Annotated in this window: 19 protein-coding genes; 10 read left to right on the forward strand and 9 right to left on the reverse strand. The window is 60.2% G+C overall.

Annotated features, from left to right (window positions below):
* Positions 1-4: 4 nt before the first annotated feature.
* The 7 genes from IB277_RS30550 to IB277_RS30580 form a co-directional block, all read right to left on the reverse strand.
* Positions 5-892, reverse strand: coding sequence for an ABC transporter permease (locus tag IB277_RS30550; RefSeq protein ID WP_034801886.1), 888 nt, complete (start codon positions 890-892; stop codon positions 5-7).
* Positions 892-1,914, reverse strand: a complete 1,023-nt coding sequence (locus IB277_RS30555) for an ABC transporter permease (RefSeq protein WP_043619645.1) — start codon at positions 1,912-1,914, stop codon at positions 892-894. The genes IB277_RS30550 and IB277_RS30555 overlap by 1 nt, the downstream gene beginning before the upstream one ends.
* Before the next feature lie 95 nt (positions 1,915-2,009).
* The gene (locus IB277_RS30560) at positions 2,010-2,339 is read right to left on the reverse strand and encodes a cupin domain-containing protein (RefSeq protein WP_034801959.1); all 330 of its coding nucleotides are present in this window, start codon (positions 2,337-2,339) and stop codon (positions 2,010-2,012) included.
* A 71-nt stretch (positions 2,340-2,410) separates the two neighbouring features.
* Positions 2,411-3,154 carry a FadR/GntR family transcriptional regulator gene (locus tag IB277_RS30565; RefSeq protein WP_060585969.1) on the reverse strand — a complete coding sequence of 248 codons (744 nt, stop codon included), beginning with the start codon at positions 3,152-3,154 and terminating at the stop codon, positions 2,411-2,413.
* A gap of 80 nt (positions 3,155-3,234) precedes the next feature.
* Positions 3,235-3,972, reverse strand: a complete 738-nt coding sequence (locus IB277_RS30570) for a FadR/GntR family transcriptional regulator (RefSeq protein ID WP_060516792.1) — start codon at positions 3,970-3,972, stop codon at positions 3,235-3,237.
* Between the two features lie 83 nt (positions 3,973-4,055).
* The gene (locus tag IB277_RS30575) at positions 4,056-5,573 is read right to left on the reverse strand and encodes an aldehyde dehydrogenase (NADP(+)) (RefSeq protein WP_060585968.1); all 1,518 of its coding nucleotides are present in this window, start codon (positions 5,571-5,573) and stop codon (positions 4,056-4,058) included.
* Positions 5,574-5,575: 2 nt separating this feature from the next.
* A complete protein-coding gene (locus tag IB277_RS30580; RefSeq protein WP_060585989.1) occupies positions 5,576-6,370 on the reverse strand; it encodes an NAD(P)-dependent oxidoreductase in 795 nt (264 codons plus the stop codon).
* Positions 6,371-6,455: 85 nt separating this feature from the next.
* Here IB277_RS30580 and kduI point away from each other — a divergent pair, with 85 nt between their 5' ends.
* From kduI to IB277_RS30600, 4 genes are all read left to right on the forward strand, one after another.
* A complete protein-coding gene (kduI, locus tag IB277_RS30585; protein ID WP_060529546.1) occupies positions 6,456-7,280 on the forward strand; it encodes a 5-dehydro-4-deoxy-D-glucuronate isomerase in 825 nt (274 codons plus the stop codon).
* Entirely contained in the window at positions 7,277-8,020 is a 744-nt protein-coding gene (gene kduD / locus IB277_RS30590) for a 2-dehydro-3-deoxy-D-gluconate 5-dehydrogenase KduD (protein ID WP_192372490.1), read from the forward strand. The genes kduI and kduD overlap by 4 nt, the downstream gene beginning before the upstream one ends.
* 92 nt (positions 8,021-8,112) lie before the next feature.
* Positions 8,113-9,024 carry a 5-dehydro-4-deoxyglucarate dehydratase gene (kdgD, locus tag IB277_RS30595; protein WP_192372450.1) on the forward strand — a complete coding sequence of 304 codons (912 nt, stop codon included), beginning with the start codon at positions 8,113-8,115 and terminating at the stop codon, positions 9,022-9,024.
* A gap of 20 nt (positions 9,025-9,044) precedes the next feature.
* On the forward strand, positions 9,045-10,181 hold the full coding sequence (locus IB277_RS30600) for a mandelate racemase/muconate lactonizing enzyme family protein (RefSeq protein WP_192372452.1): 1,137 nt from the start codon (positions 9,045-9,047) through the stop codon (positions 10,179-10,181).
* A 123-nt stretch (positions 10,182-10,304) separates the two neighbouring features.
* Here IB277_RS30600 and IB277_RS30605 read toward each other — a convergent pair whose 3' ends face one another.
* Positions 10,305-11,225 (reverse strand): AraC family transcriptional regulator, encoded by a 921-nt coding sequence (locus tag IB277_RS30605; protein ID WP_060609433.1) that lies wholly within the window; start codon positions 11,223-11,225, stop codon positions 10,305-10,307.
* Between the two features lie 213 nt (positions 11,226-11,438).
* Here IB277_RS30605 and IB277_RS30610 point away from each other — a divergent pair, with 213 nt between their 5' ends.
* The 6 genes from IB277_RS30610 to IB277_RS30635 all read left to right on the forward strand — a co-directional run bounded on the left by IB277_RS30610 (position 11,439) and on the right by IB277_RS30635 (position 18,409).
* Positions 11,439-12,320, forward strand: coding sequence for a carbohydrate ABC transporter permease (locus IB277_RS30610; RefSeq protein ID WP_060584380.1), 882 nt, complete (start codon positions 11,439-11,441; stop codon positions 12,318-12,320).
* Positions 12,321-12,324: 4 nt separating this feature from the next.
* A complete protein-coding gene (locus tag IB277_RS30615; protein ID WP_060516781.1) occupies positions 12,325-13,209 on the forward strand; it encodes a carbohydrate ABC transporter permease in 885 nt (294 codons plus the stop codon).
* Between the two features lie 2 nt (positions 13,210-13,211).
* Entirely contained in the window at positions 13,212-14,306 is a 1,095-nt protein-coding gene (locus tag IB277_RS30620; protein ID WP_060584381.1) for an ABC transporter ATP-binding protein, read from the forward strand.
* A 39-nt stretch (positions 14,307-14,345) separates the two neighbouring features.
* Entirely contained in the window at positions 14,346-15,611 is a 1,266-nt protein-coding gene (locus IB277_RS30625; protein WP_060584383.1) for an ABC transporter substrate-binding protein, read from the forward strand.
* Between the two features lie 75 nt (positions 15,612-15,686).
* The gene (locus IB277_RS30630) at positions 15,687-17,240 is read left to right on the forward strand and encodes a glycoside hydrolase family 28 protein (RefSeq protein WP_060609430.1); all 1,554 of its coding nucleotides are present in this window, start codon (positions 15,687-15,689) and stop codon (positions 17,238-17,240) included.
* An 8-nt stretch (positions 17,241-17,248) separates the two neighbouring features.
* Complete coding sequence (locus tag IB277_RS30635) at positions 17,249-18,409, forward strand: glycoside hydrolase family 105 protein (RefSeq protein ID WP_192372454.1); 1,161 nt, start codon at positions 17,249-17,251, stop codon at positions 18,407-18,409.
* Here the strand turns inward: IB277_RS30635 and IB277_RS30640 are convergent.
* On the reverse strand, positions 18,346-19,362 hold the full coding sequence (locus IB277_RS30640; protein WP_060516773.1) for a LacI family DNA-binding transcriptional regulator: 1,017 nt from the start codon (positions 19,360-19,362) through the stop codon (positions 18,346-18,348). The genes IB277_RS30635 and IB277_RS30640 overlap by 64 nt on opposite strands.
* Positions 19,363-19,380: the final 18 nt, after the last annotated feature.

Raw genomic sequence — 19,380 nt, forward strand, 5'->3', positions numbered from 1 at the left:
CGGTCTACCTCCGGTTCATCTGCTTCGGATCGAGCGCATCGCGCAGCCCGTCGCCGAGAAGGTTGAAAGCGAGACTGACCGAAAGAATGGCGACACCCGGGAAGGTGACGAGCCACCAGCTGTCCAGCATGTACTTGCGGCCTGTCGCAATCATCGCGCCCCATTCCGGCAGCGGAGGTTGGGCGCCGAGCCCCAGAAAACCGAGACCGGCAGCCGTCAGGATAACGGTCGCCATGTTCAGTGTCAGGCGAATGAGCACCGAGGGCAGGCACATGGGCATGATCGACTTGACGATGATGCGTGTGGCCGATGCGCCCTGGAGCCTGGCTGCCGAGATGTAGTCCGCCTTGCGAAAGGTCATTGCCTCTGCGCGCGCGAGGCGTGCGATCGGTGGCCAAGAGGTCAGCGCAATCGCGATAATGGCGTTGTTCAGGCTTGGACCCAGCGCTGCAACGAAGGCGAGCGAAAGAATGAGGCTCGGGAAGGAGAGAAAGATGTCCGTGATCCGCATCATCACGGTATCGACCTTCCCGCCGAGATAGCCGGCAGTCGTGCCGATGACGAGCCCGATTGGGCCAACGACAATCGAGACGAGGAAGATAATCGTAAGCGTGATACGCGAGCCCCAGACCAGGCGGCTGAAGATGTCACGACCAAGCTCGTCGGTGCCGAACAGATGTCCATTTCCAGGCGCCTGCAGCGTGTTTGCGAGGTTCTGGGCATAGGGGTCATGGGTGGCAATCAGCGGCGCGAAGGTTGCGACAAGGACGAGCAGCACCAGGACCGCAAGACCGAAGGTCGAGGTTGGGCTCTTCAACAGGAAGCGCACGATGTTCTTGAGTGCGTAAAGCGGAGCCGGCAAGCGGAACGCAGTTTCAGCTTGGGTGGTCATCAGCGTGTCCTCGGGTCGAAGATGCGATAGAGAACGTCGGACAGAAGATTGAGGGCGATAAAGATGATCCCGACGATCAGGACGCAGGTCATGACGGCGTTCATGTCGCCGGTAATGAGGTTATTGGTGAGATATTGGCCAAAGCCCGGCCACGCGAAGACCGTCTCGATCAGCACAGCGCCTTCGAGCAGCGAGCCATAGGCAAGCGCAATGATGGTGACCAGTTGCACCCGAATGTTGATGAAGGCGTGCTGCCAGATCGTCTGGCTGCGAGAAAGGCCTTTGACGCGCGCCGTCGTGACATATTCCTGACCGAGCTGATCCAGCATGAAGCTGCGGGTCATGCGCGTGATATAGGCGGACGAGGAGTAGCCAAGCAGCGACGCCGGCAGGATGATGTGGTTGACGGCCGACCAAAACACATCCATTTCGCCGGCGATCAGGCTATCGATCAGCAGGAATCCGGTCCGCTCCTCGACAAGGCCAATATAGAACTGGTCCATGCGTCCGCTGCCGCCGACGAGGCCGAGATAAGCATAAAAGACGATAAGCGCGATCATGCCGGTCCAGAAGATCGGCATGGAGTGCCCGAACAGGCTGAAGACGCGCACGACATGGTCGGGCCAGCGGTCCTTGTTGACGGCAGCAAGCACTCCGAGCGGAACGCCGAGGCCGGCTCCGATGAGGATTGCGAAGGTCGCAAGCTCGATCGTTGCCGGCATCACGTGCAGGATATCCTGAATGACCGGCTGGCCCGTGCGGATGGAGGTTCCGAAGTTGCCGGTGAAAACGTCTCCAAGATAGTAGGCGAATTGTTCCCAAAGAGGTCGATCAAGCCCGAGCGAACGATAGACCTGTTCGTAGGTCTCGCGGGTTGCGTCCTCCCCGACGATCGCGCGGACCGGATCGGCAGGCATAAGGCGGCCGATGAAGAACGTCAGGAGCAGAAGGCCGAGCAACGTGACCGCAATGGTCCCGACCTGCCCGGCCACGCCGTGGAAGCGTAGGCGACGAATTGACATGGTTCCTCCATTTGTCAGTCGCCTGCGGTGAGGCGTTACAGGCTCCAATCCTGTATGACAACTTTCACTGAACCTGTCACAGGTTATGTCGAGTGTCAAGCAGAGCTGACGGAGAGGAAGTCATCTCTGCGGGGCGTGAAGCAGTCGATGAGCTCTCCTGCCTCCAGGCATTCGCAGCCATGTTCCGTGTTTCCGGGGATTACGAGGCTGTCGCCAGCCTTCAATTCATAGGTCTGGCCATTGCGAAAGAAGCGGAATTTGCCGCGCGCCACATAGGTCGATTGCACGTGCGGGTGGCGGTGGAGCTTGCCTTTTGCACCGTTTTCGAAGCGAAAGGAGACGACCATGAGCTCAGGCGAATCTGAAAGCACCTGGCGGGTGACGCCGGTATCGGTCGAAATCGTGGGGAAAGTAGGAAGAGACATGCGGACCTCATAGATGATGTATGACAACATCACCATACATGTCCTTTTGCCTGTATGACAACTCTGCGCGTCTATAAAATTGCGTCGGGGCTCATGGTGCGGGAACGCAAGAGCGCGTTGTACCGATCAAGGCTTCCCCGCAAGTGGGCGCGCATGCGCTCGCGCGCCGCTTCAGCATTGCCTTCGATGATTGCCTCAACGATCTGGCCATGCTCTTCCTGAAGATGGAGGTTGTAGTCCTTCGGGCGCGACCCCGGCGCAGATCCCTGCAACTCGCCGCGCGGAATGATGCCAGTACGGATCAGTTGGAGAAACTCCGGAAAACGCCGGTTTTGCGTGGCTTCCGCAATCGCCAGGTGAAGCTCGAAATCCGCATCGCGCGTAGGATTGCCAGTTGCCAGGCACTCGCCAACACGATGATGGGCCTCAAGGATGGTTTCGATCTGGGCGGGTGAACGGCGCGCGGCCGCCAGCCCTGCCGATTCCACCTCGAAAACCGTCCGAAGTTCAAGAAGCTCTATGACCGACGAAATCCGCTCGGTCTTCAAATCCTTGAAAGGCTGCTCCTTTTCCGGCTTTGTCTCAAGGGCAAATATGCCGGCGCCCTTGCGCGCTTCGACCAGCCCGTCGGCGCGAAGGATGGCAATCGCTTCCCTTACGACTGTACGGCTGACGGAATACTCGCGCGTCAGAGCGCTTTCGCTCGGAAGCCGGTCGCCGGGGCGAAACACGCCTTCCGCCAGATCGCGACGCAGCGCGGCGCTGATTTTTGCCGCAAGCGACGTGCCACGCTCCATAGTGTTTACGGCTTCCATTTTCGTCCCAACATGCTCAAACCTGTCTGGCATGTTAGTCGTAATCTGTTCGAATGCAAGTGCGGCTCTCTCAACCAGTGCTAGCGCAAGGTTCGCAGCATGGAGCGATATCGTGTCTGGCTGTTCTTCAGGTGATCGCGCATGGCCGCGCGAGCCTGTTCCTCATCCCCGCTTTGGACCGCGTCGAGTATCGCCTCGTGTTCATCGAGAAGCCGGCGCATCTCGACGGAGGGAAGGGCGGCTTCCTCTCCCTCGCGGGCGACCGCACGGCGCGGGATGACAGCCGGCCCGAGCACATGGAGAAACTCGGCAAACCTTGGATTGTTCGTCGCTTCGGCAATAGCGAGATGAAAAGCAAAATCGGTTTCGGCGGTCGGCTCACCACTTTCGGCGCGGATGCGAAATGCTTCGAACGCTTCGATAATTTTGCCTTCCTGTCCCGGGGAGCGGCGAAGTGCGGCCAACCCGGCCGCATCGCCTTCGACTGCGGTTCTGATTTCCAGCATCTCGATCAATGATGAGACGCGGGCGAGATCGACGTTGTGAAACGAATTTCTTGCGGCCGGGGCAGGCTCCAGCACGAAAACGCCGACGCCATGTCGTGCCTCGACCAATCCGTCGGAACGCAGTGCTGCAATCGCTTCTCTTACGACAGTGCGGCTGACGTTAAATTCCTTGGTCAGTTGCGCCTCTGATGGCAGGCGGTCGCCGGGCCGGTAGCGGCCCTCGGCGATATGGGAGCGCAGAACGTCGGTAACCTTTGCCACCAGGGTCCTGGGCTGCGGGGCGTTCGTATCGGAAGCAGTCGCTATCGTCATGTGGTTGCCCGGTTCCAGGATGTGGCGGCACCTGCCGCTTCATCTCTGGATACGCCAAAGATGGCGGACGAGGCAATCGCTCCTCAATCCGATAGCAAATCAGCAGGCAAAAGCCCGTCAGGTACATTCTGATAGGATACGGGCCTCAGAAACCTGCGGATCGCCATAGTTCCGACCGAGGTCGCGCCGAAATTCGTAGAGGCTGGATAGGGCCCGCCATGAACCATGGCGTCGCAGACTTCCACGCCCGTGGGAAATCCGTTCACGAGAAGACGGCCGGCCTTGCGCTCCAGGATCGGCATAAGTTGGCGTGCAAGATCGGTGTCTCCGTCGTTGAGATGAAGAGTTGCAGTCAGCTGGCCATCGAAACTCTGGGCGACGACGACCAGTTCTTCAATGCTTTCGGCCGTGACGATGAGGCCGAGCGGGCCGAAGACTTCTTCTGAAAGCGTATGGTTGGCGAGCCAGTCCCGTGCAGAGACGAGGAAGAGATTGGGTGTGACGTTGCGCCGATCGCAGCTGGATGTAAAGACGTCGCGAACGCCGCTGCCTGAGGCGATGCGATTGCGCCCATCGCGATACGCTTTGGCAATTCCATCCGTCAACATCACTTGTGCGCCGATCTGCGAAAGCGCCGCACGCACGCTTTCCGCAAACGCTGGCGCCTCGCCTGCTGCGATCACGGCAATGCCTGGATTGGTGCAGAATTGTCCGGCGCCCATCGTCAACGAGCTTGCCCAACCCTTGGCGATTTCCTCGCAGCGGACCTTGCCGGCTTCGGGCAGGATGAACATCGGGTTGACCGAACCCAGTTCGCCGAAGAAGGGGATTGGTTCCGGGCGCTTCGCACATAGGTCGAAAAGCGCGCGGCCACCCGCAAGCGAGCCGGTAAAGCCGACGGCCTTGATGAGGGGATGTGTAACGAGGCCAGTGCCGACGTCCCGGCGACCGCCCTGGATGAGTGAGAATACGCCGGGGTGAAGCCCTTGCTTCCTGATCGCTGCGTGGGCAGCCTCGGCAACCACTTCGCTCGTCCCAGGATGGGCTGAATGGCCCTTCACGATGACCGGGCACCCGGCGGCAAGGGCCGACGCGGTATCGCCGCCCATTGTCGAGAAAGCCAGCGGAAAATTGGAGGCACCGAACACCGCAACCGGACCGACAGGTCGCTGAAGCAGTCGGATGTCGGGGCGCGGCAGGGGCTTTCTGTCCGGCAGCGCTTCATCGTGGCGTCTGTCGAGATAGTCGCCCTTTCCGAGATGGGCTGCAAATAGTCGGAGCTGGCCGGTGGTGCGTCCACGTTCTCCTTCTAGCCGGGCGGGCGGCAGACCGGTTTCTGCACTGCCGATCTCGGTAATGGCCGCCCCGCGGCTTTCTATCTCATCGGCAATCGTTTCTAGAAAAGCCGCGCGCTCTTTCCGGCTTGAATGGCCATAAGACCAGAAGGCATCCTCGGCCGATTTTGCGGCCCTGTCGACCAGATCCGGCGTGCCGACGGAAAAGTCAAACGCGGCGCCATGGGCCGGTTCGCTGCTGAATGTCTGCTCGGTCGCGATCCACTCGCCCGCAACCAGGTGTTTGCCGTGAGGGGTGAAGGTCATTGTCACTCCTTGAAGATAGGATTGTCGGTAAAGGCACCGCCTTGAAAGCGCGCCATTGATTTGTCGAGGGTTGGTTTAGCCACGTTCGTTTCGATTTTCTCGCGCCAGGCCTCGGCGTTGTCTTTCGCCCTCCAGCCGAGCCAAGCCAGATGCGAATTGTCCCACCAGCAGCTGTCGTTTGCTGAAACGCCCCAAATGACCGGGCAACCAAGCACTGGGGAGCGGAAAGCTGCTTCGATCAGCGATGCGAAATCGCCATGAGAAAACCAGGTCGACAGCATCCGATGGTCCATCGGCTCAGTTGTACAGGAGCCGATGCGCACCAGTGCTGTCTCCTGTCCGAACTTGTCGAAGTACAGGCGGGCGAGCGATTCACCGAAGCATTTGGACACACCATAGAGCCCGTCGGGGCGAAACGGTGCATCGGGCCCAAGTCGATCAGTCTGCGGATAGTAGCCGATCGTGTGGTTTGAACTTGCAAAGATGATGCGGGGCAAGCCATGGGCGCGCGCGGCCTCGTAGAGATTGTAGAGGCCGACGATGTTGCCGGTGACAACCTCGTCGAACGGGCGTTCGACGGAAATCCCGCCCAGATGCACGATACCGTCGCAGCCCGCCACCATCGCGTCGACGGCCCATGGTTCGGCGAGATCGCAGTGCATCCATTCCTCGTTGGGGCCGGTGACATCAGCCGGTGCGATGTCGGCAAGACGGATTGTTTCGGCAAGCAACGCCAGTCGCGGTCGCAAGGCGCGGCCAAGCGCGCCAGCCGCGCCCGTGATCAGGAGGCGTTTCATTCGGGTCTTGACCTTGAACACGTTATCATACAATACGGACTTACATGTATTATCTCTTGTTCGCAATACCTCAAAGGAGGACCGAATGCTGACCGTCGAAACAAGGCAGGCCGTTAATCCGGACTATGCGCGAGCGCTCGATACAGAAGGCTTGCGTAAGCATTTCCTGGCGCAGGATATGTTCCGCCCCGGTGAGATCCGGCTCGTCTACACGCACTACGATCGCTTCGTTATGGGAGGTGCCGTTCCTAACGGTGCTGCGCTGACGCTCGATCGGGTCGAGGAAACGAAGACGCCGTCCTTCCTTGACCGGCGCGAAATGGGTATCGTGAACATCGGTGAGGCCGGTACGGTGACAGCCGGTGATGAGATATACGCGCTCAACCGCGGCGATGTGCTCTATCTCGGGGCCGGTTCTGGTGCGGTGACGTTTGCCGGACGCGGACGTTTCTACATCGTCTCCTGCCCGGCGCACCGCAGCCTGCCGGCGCGGCTTGTGACACTCGGTGAAAGCAAGGAGGTCAAGCTTGGCGCGATGGAAACCTCCAACAAGCGGACCATCAATCAGTTCATCCACCCGCTCGTGATGGAAAGCTGCCAGCTCGTGCTCGGCTACACAACGCTCGAAGACGGCTCCGTTTGGAACACGATCCCCTCTCACGTGCATGATCGCCGCATGGAGGCCTATCTCTATTTCGGTATGGACGAAAAATCTCGCGTGCTCCATCTGATGGGTGAGCCACAGCAGACGAGGCATCTGTTTATCGCCAACGAGGAAGGCGCGATCTCGCCGCCATGGTCGATCCACTCGGGCGCGGGCATCGGCTCTTATACCTTCATCTGGGCGATGGCCGGCGACAACGTCGATTACACGGATATGGATTTCATTCAACCGGCGGATCTGCGATGAAAAACCTCTTTTCTCTTGAAGGACATAAGGCTCTCGTCACAGGGGCGAATACTGGTCTTGGCCAAGCGATCGCGGTTGGCCTGGCTCAGGCGGGCGCTGAGGTTGTCTGCGCCGCGCGCAGGGCGCCCGACGAGACCCTTGCGCTCATCGACAAGGCCGGGGGAAGGGCGACTGCACTGGCGCTTGATTTCGCCAATCCGATGGCGGCAACCGGAGTATTTGCCGGTGCGGGATTCGACATTCTCGTCAACAACGCCGGAATCATCCGTCGCGCTGACGCGGTTGATTTTTCCGAAGCTGATTGGGATGCAGTCATGGATGTCAACCTCAAGGCACTGTTCTTCACGACCCAGGCTTTTGCCAAGGAGCTGCTTGCGAAGGGCATGTCCGGCAAGGTGGTCAACATCGCGTCGCTGCTTTCCTTCCAGGGCGGAATTCGCGTACCGTCCTACACCGCCGCCAAGCATGGCGTTGTGGGCGTCACGAAGCTTCTCGCCAACGAATGGGCGTCAAAAGGCATCAACGTCAATTCGGTTGCGCCCGGCTATATCGAGACCAACAACACCGAGGCTTTAAGGGCAGATCCTGAACGTAGCAAGGCAATACTCGAGCGGATTCCGGCGGGCCGCTGGGGGCGCTCCGAAGACATTGCGGGTGCGACCGTGTTTCTGTCTTCGGCGGCTGCGAACTACATCCATGGTGCGGTGTTGAATGTCGATGGCGGTTGGCTGGCGCGCTAAAATAACTTGTATGATGAGTTGTATGATGACTATTGACATTGGTGTGATATCCCGATTATCTGGGGCTATCAACCATAGAGGAAATCAACGTTATGAACCCTGAGCAGATCAAGGCCGCGCTTGGATCGGGCCTGCTTTCGTTCCCGGTGACGCATTTCGATGCGGAGGGTCGGTTTGCGCCGGACAGCTATCGGGCGCATGTCGAGTGGCTGGCCGGCTACAAGGCCCCGGTTCTGTTTGCGGCCGGTGGCACCGGCGAGTTCTTTTCGCTGAAGCCGGACGAGATCCCCGGCATCGTCAGGGCGGCCAAGGACGTTTCCGGCGACACGGCGATCGTATCGGGCTGCGGCTATGGCACGGAGATGGCGGTCGCCATCGCCCGTTCGGTCGAGCGCGTCGGTGCCGACGGCATCCTGCTTCTGCCGCACTATCTGATCGATGCGCCGCAGGAAGGGCTTTATGCCCATGTGAAGAAGATCTGCCAGTCGGTCGGCATCGGCGTCATGGTCTATAATCGCGACAACGCGGTGCTGCAGGCCGATACGCTCGCAAGGCTGTGCGACGAATGCCCGAACCTGATCGGCTTCAAGGATGGCACCGGCGACATCGGGCTGGTGCGCCAGGTCACCGCCAAGATGGGCGACCGGCTGATGTATCTCGGCGGCATGCCGACGGCGGAACTGTTTGCCGAGGCCTATCTCGGTGCCGGCTTCACCACCTATTCCTCGGCCGTCTTCAACTTCGTGCCGGGCCTTGCCAATGAGTTCTATGCCGCCCTTCGCGCCGGCGAGCGCGCCACCTGCGAGCGCATCCTCAACGACTTCTTCTATCCGTTCATGGCCATCCGCAACCGCGCCAAGGGCTATGCGGTGTCGGCGATCAAGGCCGGCGTGCGGCTGCAGGGTTTTGATGCCGGTCCGGTGCGTGCACCGCTGAAAGACTTGACCGAGGAGGAAGTCGCCATGCTCGACGCGCTCATCGGTGCGAACAAGCGTCAGAAATGAGCGTTTTGCGAGGATAGCCCATGAAGATCGTCGCCGTCCGCACCCACCTTCTCGAACATCGGCTGGCCGTGCCGTTCGAAAGCGCCTCCATGCGTTTTGACCGTCGCGCCCATGTGCTGGTCGAGATCGAGTGCGACGACGGCACGATCGGTTGGGGCGAGTGCCTCGGCCCGGCGCGGCCGAATGCGGCGGTGGTTGCGGCGTACACGCCCTGGCTGATCGGCCAGGACCCGCGCCAGGCGGAAAAGCTCTGGGCGATCCTCTACAACGCGCTGCGCGATCAGGGGCAGCGCGGGCTTGCGGTCACCGCCCTTTCCGGCATCGATATCGCGCTCTGGGATATCAAGGGCAAACATTATCGCGCCTCCGTTTCCATGCTGCTTGGCGGGCGCTGGCGCGAGAGCGTGCGCGCCTATGCCACCGGCAGCTTCAAGCGCGATGGCGTCGACCGGGTCTCCGACAATGCGCTGGAGATGGCCGAGCGCCGGGCGCAAGGCTTCCATGCCTGCAAGATCAAGATCGGCTTCGGCATCGAGGACGATCTGCGGGTCATCCGTGCCGTGCGCGAGGCGATCGGCGACGAGATGCGGCTGATGATTGACGCCAACCATGGCTACACAGTCACCGAGGCGATCCGGCTTGGCAAGGCGGCGGCCGACTACGACATCGACTGGTTCGAGGAGCCGGTCGTGCCGGAACAGCTTTCCGCCTATCGCGCGGTCAGGGCCGGCCAACCGATCCCGGTTGCCGGCGGCGAGACCTGGCATGGCCGCTATGGCATGTGGCCGGCGATCGAAAGCCGTGCCGTCGACATCCTGCAGCCGGATCTCTGCGGCTGCGGCGGTTTTTCCGAGATGGCGAAGATCACGAGCCTTGCGACGCTGCACGGCGTTCGCATCGTGCCGCATGTCTGGGGCACGGGCGTGCATATCGCTGCCGCGCTGCAGTTCATGGCGGCGATGACGCCGGATCCGGTGCGGGTCAACCCGATCGAGCCGATCCTGGAGTTCGACCGGACGGAAAACCCGTTCCGACAGGCGGTGCTGAAGGCGCCGATCGAGGCGGTCGACGGTGTCGTTGCCATCCCCGATGCACCCGGCCTTGGCATCGAGATCGATCGTGACGCGCTCGCCAGGTTCAAGATGCCCGAGACATGAGAGTGTTGTTGACATGCGCGCCGACCAGGGCCATGTCCGAAATTGCCGGGTATGTTCTCCCACATCATCGCGGCGAGACACATGGGTGCTTGTCTGTCCGGCTTAGCGCCAACACACTTCGAGCTAGTCGGCCGCAAGCCCGTCGGCAAGTACCAGGGCCTGTTCGCGCTCGTCGAGGTGCATGAGGCCGCCATCTCGGCTTTGGCGAACCCTTTTCATGTGATCGCGTGGACTGAGACCCAGAGTTCGCTTGAACATGCGTGAGAAGTAGTAGGGGTCGGGATAGCCGACTTCCGCGGCCGCAGAGGAAACCGAAAGCCCTGCTTCGAGAAAGTGCATCGCCCGCTCCATGCGTTTCAGTTCCTGGTACTTGCGCGGCGTGCGCGCCACGCGCTTTTGGAATTCCCGCAGGAAATAATCGCGATTGTAGGGTGATGCCTCAACCGCTTTCGTCGCAATATCCGGGTCGAGCGGATTGGCGGAGATCATCGTTGCGGCCTTCATGACAGCGAGATCGATCGCGTCTGCCCCCTCGGGCTGGTAGGTGGCATGGTCTCGCCACCCGATGAACGCATCCTCGATGAAAGCGATCAACAGAACCATGAACAGGTGGTGCTGGCCAAGCGTCACGGAAGAGGGCGGCGCGCTTTGACGATAGTGGCGCGCCAACGGCTCAAGCAACCCCCACCGTGCCAGTCTCAACTTCGGCACCAAATCCATCTGCTCGACCAGGTTGTGGCGGCCGTAAATATCAAGAGTGAAATGCTGGGCGAGGCCAAGATACGTCTCCGGTCCCTCGCTCCATCCGATGAAGCGCTGGCCGCGCGAAATCAGCATGGCATCACCCGGCTCCATCACGCGTGGCTCGCCGTCGACCAGATAGTGGCCGCGCCCTTCAAGGCAGATGACGAGGTCGTCGACCGGGTTCGACTTGTCGATGCGCCAAGTCTGCGAATGCTCCATCCGGATAGCAGCGCGGGTCAGATTAAGCGTCAGCGCCGCCGGTGGAATAGCTGAGAGAATTCCACCTTCAATTTCGTCCATCTTTTTCCTCGCCTTTGTGAATTCATTCTGTGACAAAAATACGTGAATGTCATCGCAGAAATGCATGCACGCACCGCATCGAACTGGGAGGAGATCGGTCAGCGGACGGGAAAGAGGCTACAGCCTGCGCCTGTCTGCGCCGTTCCGGGAGCGTAATTTGTACGAAACCGTATCTAAAATGGCCGCTCTGCAGTGCCGTCCGGGAGGGCCGGCATGAAAGGGCATCGTCTTTTAGGGCTTAGCTATCTGGCGCCCTACATTATCGGCCTCTTGATCTTCACGGCCATTCCGTTCATCGGCTCATTCTATCTCAGCTTCACGAGCTACGACTTGATGAGCGAGCCGCGCTGGACAGGTGTCGCCAACTACGAGCGGCTGTTTACCCGCGACCGGACTTTCATCAAGTCGCTGAACGTAACGCTGCTTTACGTGTTCATTACCGTGCCTTTGAAGCTCGCCTTTGCGCTCTTCATCGCTGCAATTCTAAACCATAGGTTGAAATTCATCGGCCTTTTTCGAACGGCGTTCTATGTGCCTTCAATCCTTGGGGGGTCGATCGCGATTGCCGTTTTGTGGCGTTATGTCTTCGCTTCGCAGGGCCTTGCGAACATGGCGCTTTCGACCCTTGGTATCGCGCCCGTCGATTGGTTCGGCGATCCCGTGAATGCGCTTTTCACCATCACGCTGCTGCGCTGCTGGCAGTTCGGCTCGGCCATGGTGATCTTTCTTGCCGCCCTTCAATCGATCGACAAGTCACTTTATGAAGCGGCCGCTATCGACGGCGCCGGCAAAGTGCGCACCTTCTTCTGGATCACCCTACCGCTGCTAACGCCGGTTATTTTCTTCAACTTGATCATGCAGATGGTTCAGGCGTTCCAGGAGTTTAACGGCCCTTACATCATCACCCAGGGCGGTCCACTCAAGGCGACCTATCTGCTGCCGCTCTACATTTATGACGAGGCTTTCAAGAAGTTCAACATGGGCTACGCCTCGTCTATCGCCTGGGTGCTCTTCTCCATCATCACTGTGCTGACCCTTGTTGCCTTCTGGTCCTCCAAGAAGTGGGTCTATTACGCCGGCGACAAGAGGAGCTGACGAGATGACCGAGTTTCAATCTCTCAACGATCGCGTGGCTGCACGCAGGGCAAGGGTCCGCCTGATCTCCACGGCGGTTCGCTATGTGCTTCTGTTTTCCGTTGGGTTCGTCATGCTCTACCCGCTGATCTGGCTGGTAGGCGCGAGTTTCAAGACGAATTCGGAGATCTTTTCTGGTGCTGGTTTCATGCCGGCAAATCCGACGGCTGACGGCTATGTAAAGGGCTGGCAGACGTCGACGCCCTATACGTTCGGCCGGTTCTTCTGGAATTCCTTCCTGATCATTCTGCCGAAGGTCATCGGTACGGCGATCTCATGCACGATGGCGGCTTATGCCTTCGCAAGGTTCGACTTTCCGCTGAAGAAGATCCTCTTCGGTTCGGTCATTGCCATCCTGCTTCTGCCAAATGTTGTAACCCGCATTCCGCAGTATATTCTCTTTCGCGATCTCGGCTGGCTCGACACGTTCCTGCCGCTCTGGGTACCTTCCGCCTTTGCGGGCGATGCCTTCTTCGTCTTCATGCTGGTGCAGTTCCTGCGCTCGCTTCCGGCGGATATGGAAGAGGCCGCTCGTGTTGACGGCGCAAACAGTCTCCAGACGCTGGTCTACATCGTCGTGCCGATGCTCGCGCCGGCGCTGATCTCTGTCTGCCTGTTTCAGTTCATGTGGACCATGAACGACTTCCTGGGACCGCTGATTTACCTGTCATCGGTCGACAAATATCCCGTGAGCCTCGCGCTCAAACTTTCCATCGACACCACCGAAGCCTTCGAATGGAACCGCATTCTCGCAATGTCGGTGCTGACGATCACGCCTGCCTTGGTCGTCTTCTTCGCTGCGCAACGGTACTTCATTGAAGGGATCTCCTCTGGGGGAGTCAAAGGCTGAACATGGCTAAGGTCCAATTGAAGAACCTCGAAAAGGTCTATGGCAACGCATTCAAGGCCGTGCACGGGATCAATCTCGATATCGAGGATGGCGAGTTCATGGTCTTCGTCGGTCCCTCTGGCTGCGCCAAGTCCACCACATTGCGCATGGTCGCGGGGCTCGAGGAGATTTCGGGAGGCGAGGTCGTGATCGGCGACCAGCGGGTTAACGACCTGCCGCCCGGCAAACGCTCCATCGCAATGGTGTTCCAGAACTATGCACTCTACCCGCACATGAAAGTGCGCGGCAATCTGGCCTTCGGGTTGAAGATTGCCGGCAAGCCGAAGGTGGAGATCGACGCGGCTATCGCTCACGTAGCCAAGATCCTTGAAATCGAGCCGTTGCTCGATCGGTTGCCGAAGCAGCTCTCCGGCGGCCAGGCCCAGCGCGTGGCGCTTGGGCGTGCATTGATCAAGAAGCCCGGCGTCTTCCTGTTCGACGAGCCGCTGTCCAACCTCGACGCCAAGCTGCGTGCCTCGATGCGTGTCCGCATCACCGATCTGCACCGCCAGCTCAAGGCCGAAGGCTTATCCTCAACGGTCATTTACGTGACACACGACCAGACCGAGGCGATGACGATGGGCGACCGCATCTGCGTCATGCAGGCGGGCCACATCATGCAGGTTGCCGCGCCGAAGGAGCTCTATAATCGCCCGGCGAACCTTTTTGTCGCTGGCTTCATCGGCAGCCCCGAGATGAACCTTGTCGATGCCGAACTTGTCGACGGGCATCTTTCGATCGGGACCCAGCGCCTGCCGCTCGGCTCCAACCTTCAAGCAAGGCTCTTGGCGAGGCCGGCAGAGGCGGTGCTCGGCATGCGCCCGCAGCACCTCTCACTCGCCACCGACGGCCCTGCGTTCACAGCGAAACTCACGAATGCCGAGTTCATGGGCCATGAAGTCTACCTTCACGCCGATCTCGAGGGTCGAAAGCTGGTGAGTGTAGTGGGCGCCGCCGAATTCGAGGCTCTTGGCCGCTCTGATCTGATCCGGCTGCGCCCGGACCCCAGAAAGCTTCATGTTTTCGACAAGACCGATGGCCGCAACGTGTCGCTTTGAGGAGGCGATGCGTCGTTCAATTTCAAGGAGGAGAAACCAATGAGAATGACAGTAAAGATCGCTGCGCTCGCCAGCGTTGCATATGGCGCTCTCGCGCTCGCCACGGCAGCGCACGCCGCTGAGCTACGCATGGCGTGGTGGGGCGGCGAGAGCCGCCACGTTGCCACCCAGAAGGCGATCGCAGCTTGCGGTGAAAAATATGGCCATACCGTCAAAGGCGAGTTCACTGGTTTTGACGGCTACCTCGAAAAGTTAACGACCCAAATGGCCGGCAAGACCGAGGCCGATATCGTGCAGGTCAATTGGCCGTGGCTACCGCTGTTTTCGAAAAATGGTGACGGTTTTGCGGACCTGCGGACGCTCCAGGCGATCGATCTTTCCAACTGGAGCGAAGCCGATCTCGCGGCGGGCTCAATGAACGGCGTCTTGCAGGGGCTTTCCGTCTCGACCACCGGTCGCGTCTTCTTCTTCAACGCCACGACCTTCGAGAAGGCCGGGGTGCCTATCCCGAAAACCTGGGATGAGTTCTTCGCTACGACGGCAACGATTAAGGAGAAGCTTGGCAAGGACTATTACACCTTCAACGCCGTCAAGGAGACCGCGCAACTTCTAACGACATTGGCCGTCGTCCAGAAGACCGGAAAGGATCTCGTCGATCCTGAGACCAACCGTGTCGCCTGGACACCTGAGGAGCTGGCTGAAGGCATTTCCTTCCTCGGCAAGCTGGTCGAGACCGGCGCCATTCGCTCCCAGAAGGAAGAGGCCGCCGACGGCAACGTCAATCTGTTCGAGAAACCCTCTTGGGCCGAGGGGAAGGTCGCCGGTTCCTATGAATGGGATTCGACCTATTCCAAGTATGCCGATCCGTTGAAGGACGGTCAGGTGTTGACGCCCGTGCCGATGCTCAAGCTTGCTGATGCGGTAACGGACGGCGTCTATCGCAAGCCCTCCATGGTGTTCTCGATCTCGAAGAATTCGAAGGACCCAGCGGCTGCGGCGCAAATCGTCAACTGCCTGTTGAACGAGCCGGAGGGGATCGATGCACTCGGTACCTCTCGCGGCCTGCCGGCGTCGAAGGCCGCTGCCGCTCGCCTTGGCGAAAAGGGCGAGCCCGAGGTGCGCGCCGCCAATGCCATCGTGCTGGCCGCCGGCGGGCCGACGGTTTCGCCGTTCAATGAACACCCAGAGATCCGCGCCGCCTTCATCGATACGCTCGAGGAATACGCCTACGGGCAACTCGATGCCAAGGAGGCGGCAGAACAGATCATCGATACGGTGAACGACGTTCTCGCCAAGTTTGACTGATCGCTAAGACTGCCCGCCGTTGCTTGTCGCGGCGGGCGTCCCTGCGCCCTGCGGGAAGCCTACACGAGAGAGATCATGACCCGGCCATCCATCATCGCGCTGTCGGCGCGAACGGCGGCGTTTTGCCTGCCGGCACGCGGAGCACTATACCACCTGCCGGCGACAGCGAAGTGGCGCCTTTCCTCGTCCGACGGGGACAATCAGATGCGGCAGGGAGAGACTTCCCTTGCTGTGCCTCTGCTGCACGAGCTTCAACCTCGCGCACGTTACTGCTTCGAAGCGGAAGGGTTTGAAGCGGTCGAGTTTGACACCCCGTCCTGCGCGGGGCTCGTCGACGCCGCCGAGTTTGGTCTTGTCCTTGATGTTCTTCCCGAGGATTTCGACGGTGCCCGCCGGAATGCGGCTGCTTTGAGAGAGGCCGTTGCTGCGGTTCCTGTGGGCGGTACGTTGAGGGTGCCGGCTGGGGTCTGGACGGCATTTCCGGTCAAACTCAAGAGCCACATGACTTTCCACCTTTCCCAAGGGGCGGTCTTGCGAGCGCCGTCGGTGCGGCGCGGATGGCCCATCCTGCCCGCCCGTGACGCGTCCGGCCGGATGTTGGGGAGCTGGGAAGGCCTTCCGGCCGACTGTTTCGCAGCTCCGCTCCATGCCGTTGGCGTGAAAGAGCTGACAATCGAGGGGCAGGGCACGCTCGACGGTTCCGGCGATAGGGGCGACTGGTGGACCTGGCCGAAAGAAACGCGTGACGGTGCACGCCGCCCGCGCGGCCTTCATCTCGTTTCCTGCTCAAATGTGCAGCTCCTTGGCTTTGCCATCCGCAATGCGCCCTCCTGGACGATCCACCCGCAGGGTTGCAGGCGATTGACGGCGGCAGGATTATTCATTTCCGCTCCGTTCGACAGCCCAAATACCGATGGCTTCAATCCTGAAAGTTGTCGCGACGTGACAATCACCGGCGTGCGCTTTTCCGTCGGGGATGATTGCATCGCCGTGAAGGCCGGCAAACGCGGCCCAAATGGTGAGGATGACCATCTGAGCGAAACGCGTGGCGTGCGGGTGAGCCACTGCTTGATGGAGCGTGGCCACGGGGGGCTCGTCATTGGTTCGGAAATGTCTGGCGGCGTGCACGACGTTTCGATCGAGAATTGCGCCATGGTCGGTACAGATCGCGGCCTGCGCCTTAAGACGCGGCGCGGGCGTGGTGGAGCGATCACCGATATCGCTATGCGCAGCGTTCTTATGGACGGCGTCGAGACCGCGCTTTCTGCCAACGCACACTACCATTGCGATGCCGACGGCCACGACGCCTGGGTGCAATCCCGCCAGCCGGCTCCAGTCGATGTGGGCACGCCTGTCATCGACGGCGTCACGATCGAGGATGTCGAGATCCGGAAGTTGGCCCATGTCGCCGGTACCTTCCTTGGCCTGCCGGAGGCCCCAATCCGCAACATCAAAATTCGTCGGCTCAAGATCGTCTCCTTCAACTACGAGGCCACAGCCGCTCCTCCTGTCATGGCCGACGGGATCCGACCGATGCGGCATGAAACGATCGTCTCGGAACAAGCGGACGTCGATTGCGACGAGCCGGCGCTCCTGAGCACCGCCGCGATATCAACGCACTTCGAGTGAGAGATCCCATGAACCCGACCGACTATTTCGACCAGTTCGCGCATCGCTACAGTCCCTACAAGGGCGGGAGCTGGTGTTACGAAGACGGCTGCCTCTACCGAGGCCTTCAGCTGCTGTTTCAGGCGACGGGCGAGAAACGTTGGATGGACCATCTTCACCGGCTGGCCGATCGGCAAATCGGGCCCGATGGCTCACTCCTCGGCTACGATCCCACAGAATACAATATCGACCACATTCTCGCCGGACGATCGCTCTTTGCCTTGGCCAGGGATACCGGCGACGCCCGCTATCTCGCGGCGGCAGAACATCTGGCTGGTCAACTCGAAAGCCATCCGCGCATCCCCCAGGGCAACTACTGGCACAAGAAGCGCTACCCACACCAGGTCTGGCTCGATGGGCTCTATATGGGCCTGCCGTTTCAAATCGAATATGCGCTGGCCACGGATAGGCCGGCGCTTGTTACTGACGCCCTTCGGCAATTTTCGACGGCGCTTTCGCTAACGGCGACCCCGGCCGGCCTCTATGTTCATGGTTACGACGACAGCCGAAAACAGCTGTGGTCCGATCCGGAGACAGGCAAATCGCCTGCCGTGTGGGCACGCGCTGTTGGCTGGCTGGCGATGGCGCTCGTGGATGCGCTGGCGCTTCTACCTGACGACGAAATCTCCGGTCCTCATCGGCTGAGGGCACGCCAGCTTTTGGGGGAACTCATGGCGCGGCAGACATCGTCTGGCCTCTGGATGCAGGTGCTTGACGCACCGAACCTCGAAGGCAACTACGAGGAAAGCTCGGCCTCCGCCATGTTTGCCTATGCGCTGATCCGCGCCGCACGCCTTGGGCTCGTCGAACCTGATCGAGCGTCAGAGACAATCGCGGCCGGCCGCCGCGCACTCGACGCTCTGCTCTCTATGCGGCTCATTGCCGACGCCCAGGGCATAACCAGGCTGACGACGATCGTCGGCGTTGCAGGTCTCGGAGGCTTCGAAGGCACGTACAGGGACGGTACGCCCGGCTACTACCTCGCAGAACGGCTGGTGAGCGACGATCCCAAGGGCGTCGGTCCGCTGATGATGGCCTTCGCCGAAAGTGTCAGCAAACGTGTCGATCAGTCGCTCTCACCCGGGACGAGCGTCATGGGCCAGAGGAACCGCGCAGATCTCACCGGGTAAATGTCGGCAAAGGCCGGCATCGTACCAAGCAGGGATTCGGCAAGTGCTATGCCAAGATCGCGTAGGGACAGGCTGAAAGCCGTCAATCGGGGCGACAGGAATTGCGAATGCGGACTTTGACGACCGATGATCGCCATGTCCCGTCCGGGCTTTATGCTGGCTTCCACCAGTCCGCGATAAAGGCCGACAGTGATTGCTTCGTTGATGAGCACAATCGCCGTCGGACGGGTCTCAAGCGCACTCAGTTCCCGGGCGATTTGATACCCTCCCGCTTCGTTCGGGGTTGAGCGGAACACATGACGCTCGTCGAGGTGAAGCCCATGTCGGGCCAGGGTCGCGCGGCACTGATCTTCAAACACATAGCCCAGGTTCATGTCGTCATGCGGCCGCGTAATCGCTATTTGCTTGTGGCCGTGCGCAACCAGCCGATCGATCGATGCCTCAGCCATGCCCTCGAAATCCAGATCAAGCCAGGGTTGACCGACATCTGTCAGGCTACGTCCGAGCGTGATGAACGGGATCTTGCGTTTGGACAACAGCTCGAAGCGGGCATCGTGTCGCCTTGTTGCGGAAAGGATGATGCCGTCGGCAAAACCGCGCGCGACAACGCGCTTCAAGTAGTCGTTCGGATCCTCCTCAGAGGAGCAGAGCAGGGCGACGAGGTCGAGCTTGTGACGAGCAAAGACGGTCTGGACACCGTCGAAGACGCTCATGAAGAATGTGTCCCCCTGGCCGGTGATTTCGGAGCCGGTCTGCATCATGAAGCCGATGACGCCGGTCGCGCCCTTGCGGAGCGCACGGCCCGATTGGTTGGCGACATAACCAAGGGACTCGGCTGCTTCGAGCACCCTTTTTCTGGTCTCTTCGTTGACGTCGGGCTTACCGTTCAGCGCCCGGGATACTGTCCCGATCGAGATATCGAGGTGTTCGGCAAGCTCGCGAATCCCCTTCATTTTTCCGCGTTCCTCCCC

Origin of the sequence: Ensifer sp. ENS07, from assembly GCF_014852185.1 — a bacterium.
Lineage (GTDB): Bacteria > Pseudomonadota > Alphaproteobacteria > Rhizobiales > Rhizobiaceae > Ensifer > Ensifer adhaerens.

Excerpts from the sequence above, each read along its gene's own strand:
- IB277_RS30630 (WP_060609430.1), top strand. The coding sequence starts at position 15,687 with ATGACCCGGCCATCCATCATCGCGCTGTCGGCGCGAACGGCGGCGTTT.
- IB277_RS30565 (WP_060585969.1), bottom strand. The coding sequence starts at position 3,154 with ATGGAAGCCGTAAACACTATGGAGCGTGGCACGTCGCTTGCGGCAAAA.
- IB277_RS30605 (WP_060609433.1), bottom strand. The coding sequence starts at position 11,225 with ATGGACGAAATTGAAGGTGGAATTCTCTCAGCTATTCCACCGGCGGCG.
- kduI (WP_060529546.1), top strand. The coding sequence starts at position 6,456 with ATGCTGACCGTCGAAACAAGGCAGGCCGTTAATCCGGACTATGCGCGA.
- IB277_RS30600 (WP_192372452.1), top strand. The coding sequence starts at position 9,045 with ATGAAGATCGTCGCCGTCCGCACCCACCTTCTCGAACATCGGCTGGCC.
- IB277_RS30610 (WP_060584380.1), top strand. The coding sequence starts at position 11,439 with ATGAAAGGGCATCGTCTTTTAGGGCTTAGCTATCTGGCGCCCTACATT.
- IB277_RS30555 (WP_043619645.1), bottom strand. The coding sequence starts at position 1,914 with ATGTCAATTCGTCGCCTACGCTTCCACGGCGTGGCCGGGCAGGTCGGG.
- IB277_RS30615 (WP_060516781.1), top strand. The coding sequence starts at position 12,325 with ATGACCGAGTTTCAATCTCTCAACGATCGCGTGGCTGCACGCAGGGCA.
- IB277_RS30575 (WP_060585968.1), bottom strand. The coding sequence starts at position 5,573 with ATGACCTTCACCCCTCACGGCAAACACCTGGTTGCGGGCGAGTGGATC.
- IB277_RS30560 (WP_034801959.1), bottom strand. The coding sequence starts at position 2,339 with ATGTCTCTTCCTACTTTCCCCACGATTTCGACCGATACCGGCGTCACC.
- IB277_RS30620 (WP_060584381.1), top strand. The coding sequence starts at position 13,212 with ATGGCTAAGGTCCAATTGAAGAACCTCGAAAAGGTCTATGGCAACGCA.
- kduD (WP_192372490.1), top strand. The coding sequence starts at position 7,277 with ATGAAAAACCTCTTTTCTCTTGAAGGACATAAGGCTCTCGTCACAGGG.
- IB277_RS30635 (WP_192372454.1), top strand. The coding sequence starts at position 17,249 with ATGAACCCGACCGACTATTTCGACCAGTTCGCGCATCGCTACAGTCCC.
- IB277_RS30570 (WP_060516792.1), bottom strand. The coding sequence starts at position 3,972 with ATGACGATAGCGACTGCTTCCGATACGAACGCCCCGCAGCCCAGGACC.
- IB277_RS30550 (WP_034801886.1), bottom strand. The coding sequence starts at position 892 with ATGACCACCCAAGCTGAAACTGCGTTCCGCTTGCCGGCTCCGCTTTAC.
- IB277_RS30625 (WP_060584383.1), top strand. The coding sequence starts at position 14,346 with ATGAGAATGACAGTAAAGATCGCTGCGCTCGCCAGCGTTGCATATGGC.
- IB277_RS30640 (WP_060516773.1), bottom strand. The coding sequence starts at position 19,362 with ATGAAGGGGATTCGCGAGCTTGCCGAACACCTCGATATCTCGATCGGG.
- kdgD (WP_192372450.1), top strand. The coding sequence starts at position 8,113 with ATGAACCCTGAGCAGATCAAGGCCGCGCTTGGATCGGGCCTGCTTTCG.
- IB277_RS30580 (WP_060585989.1), bottom strand. The coding sequence starts at position 6,370 with ATGAAACGCCTCCTGATCACGGGCGCGGCTGGCGCGCTTGGCCGCGCC.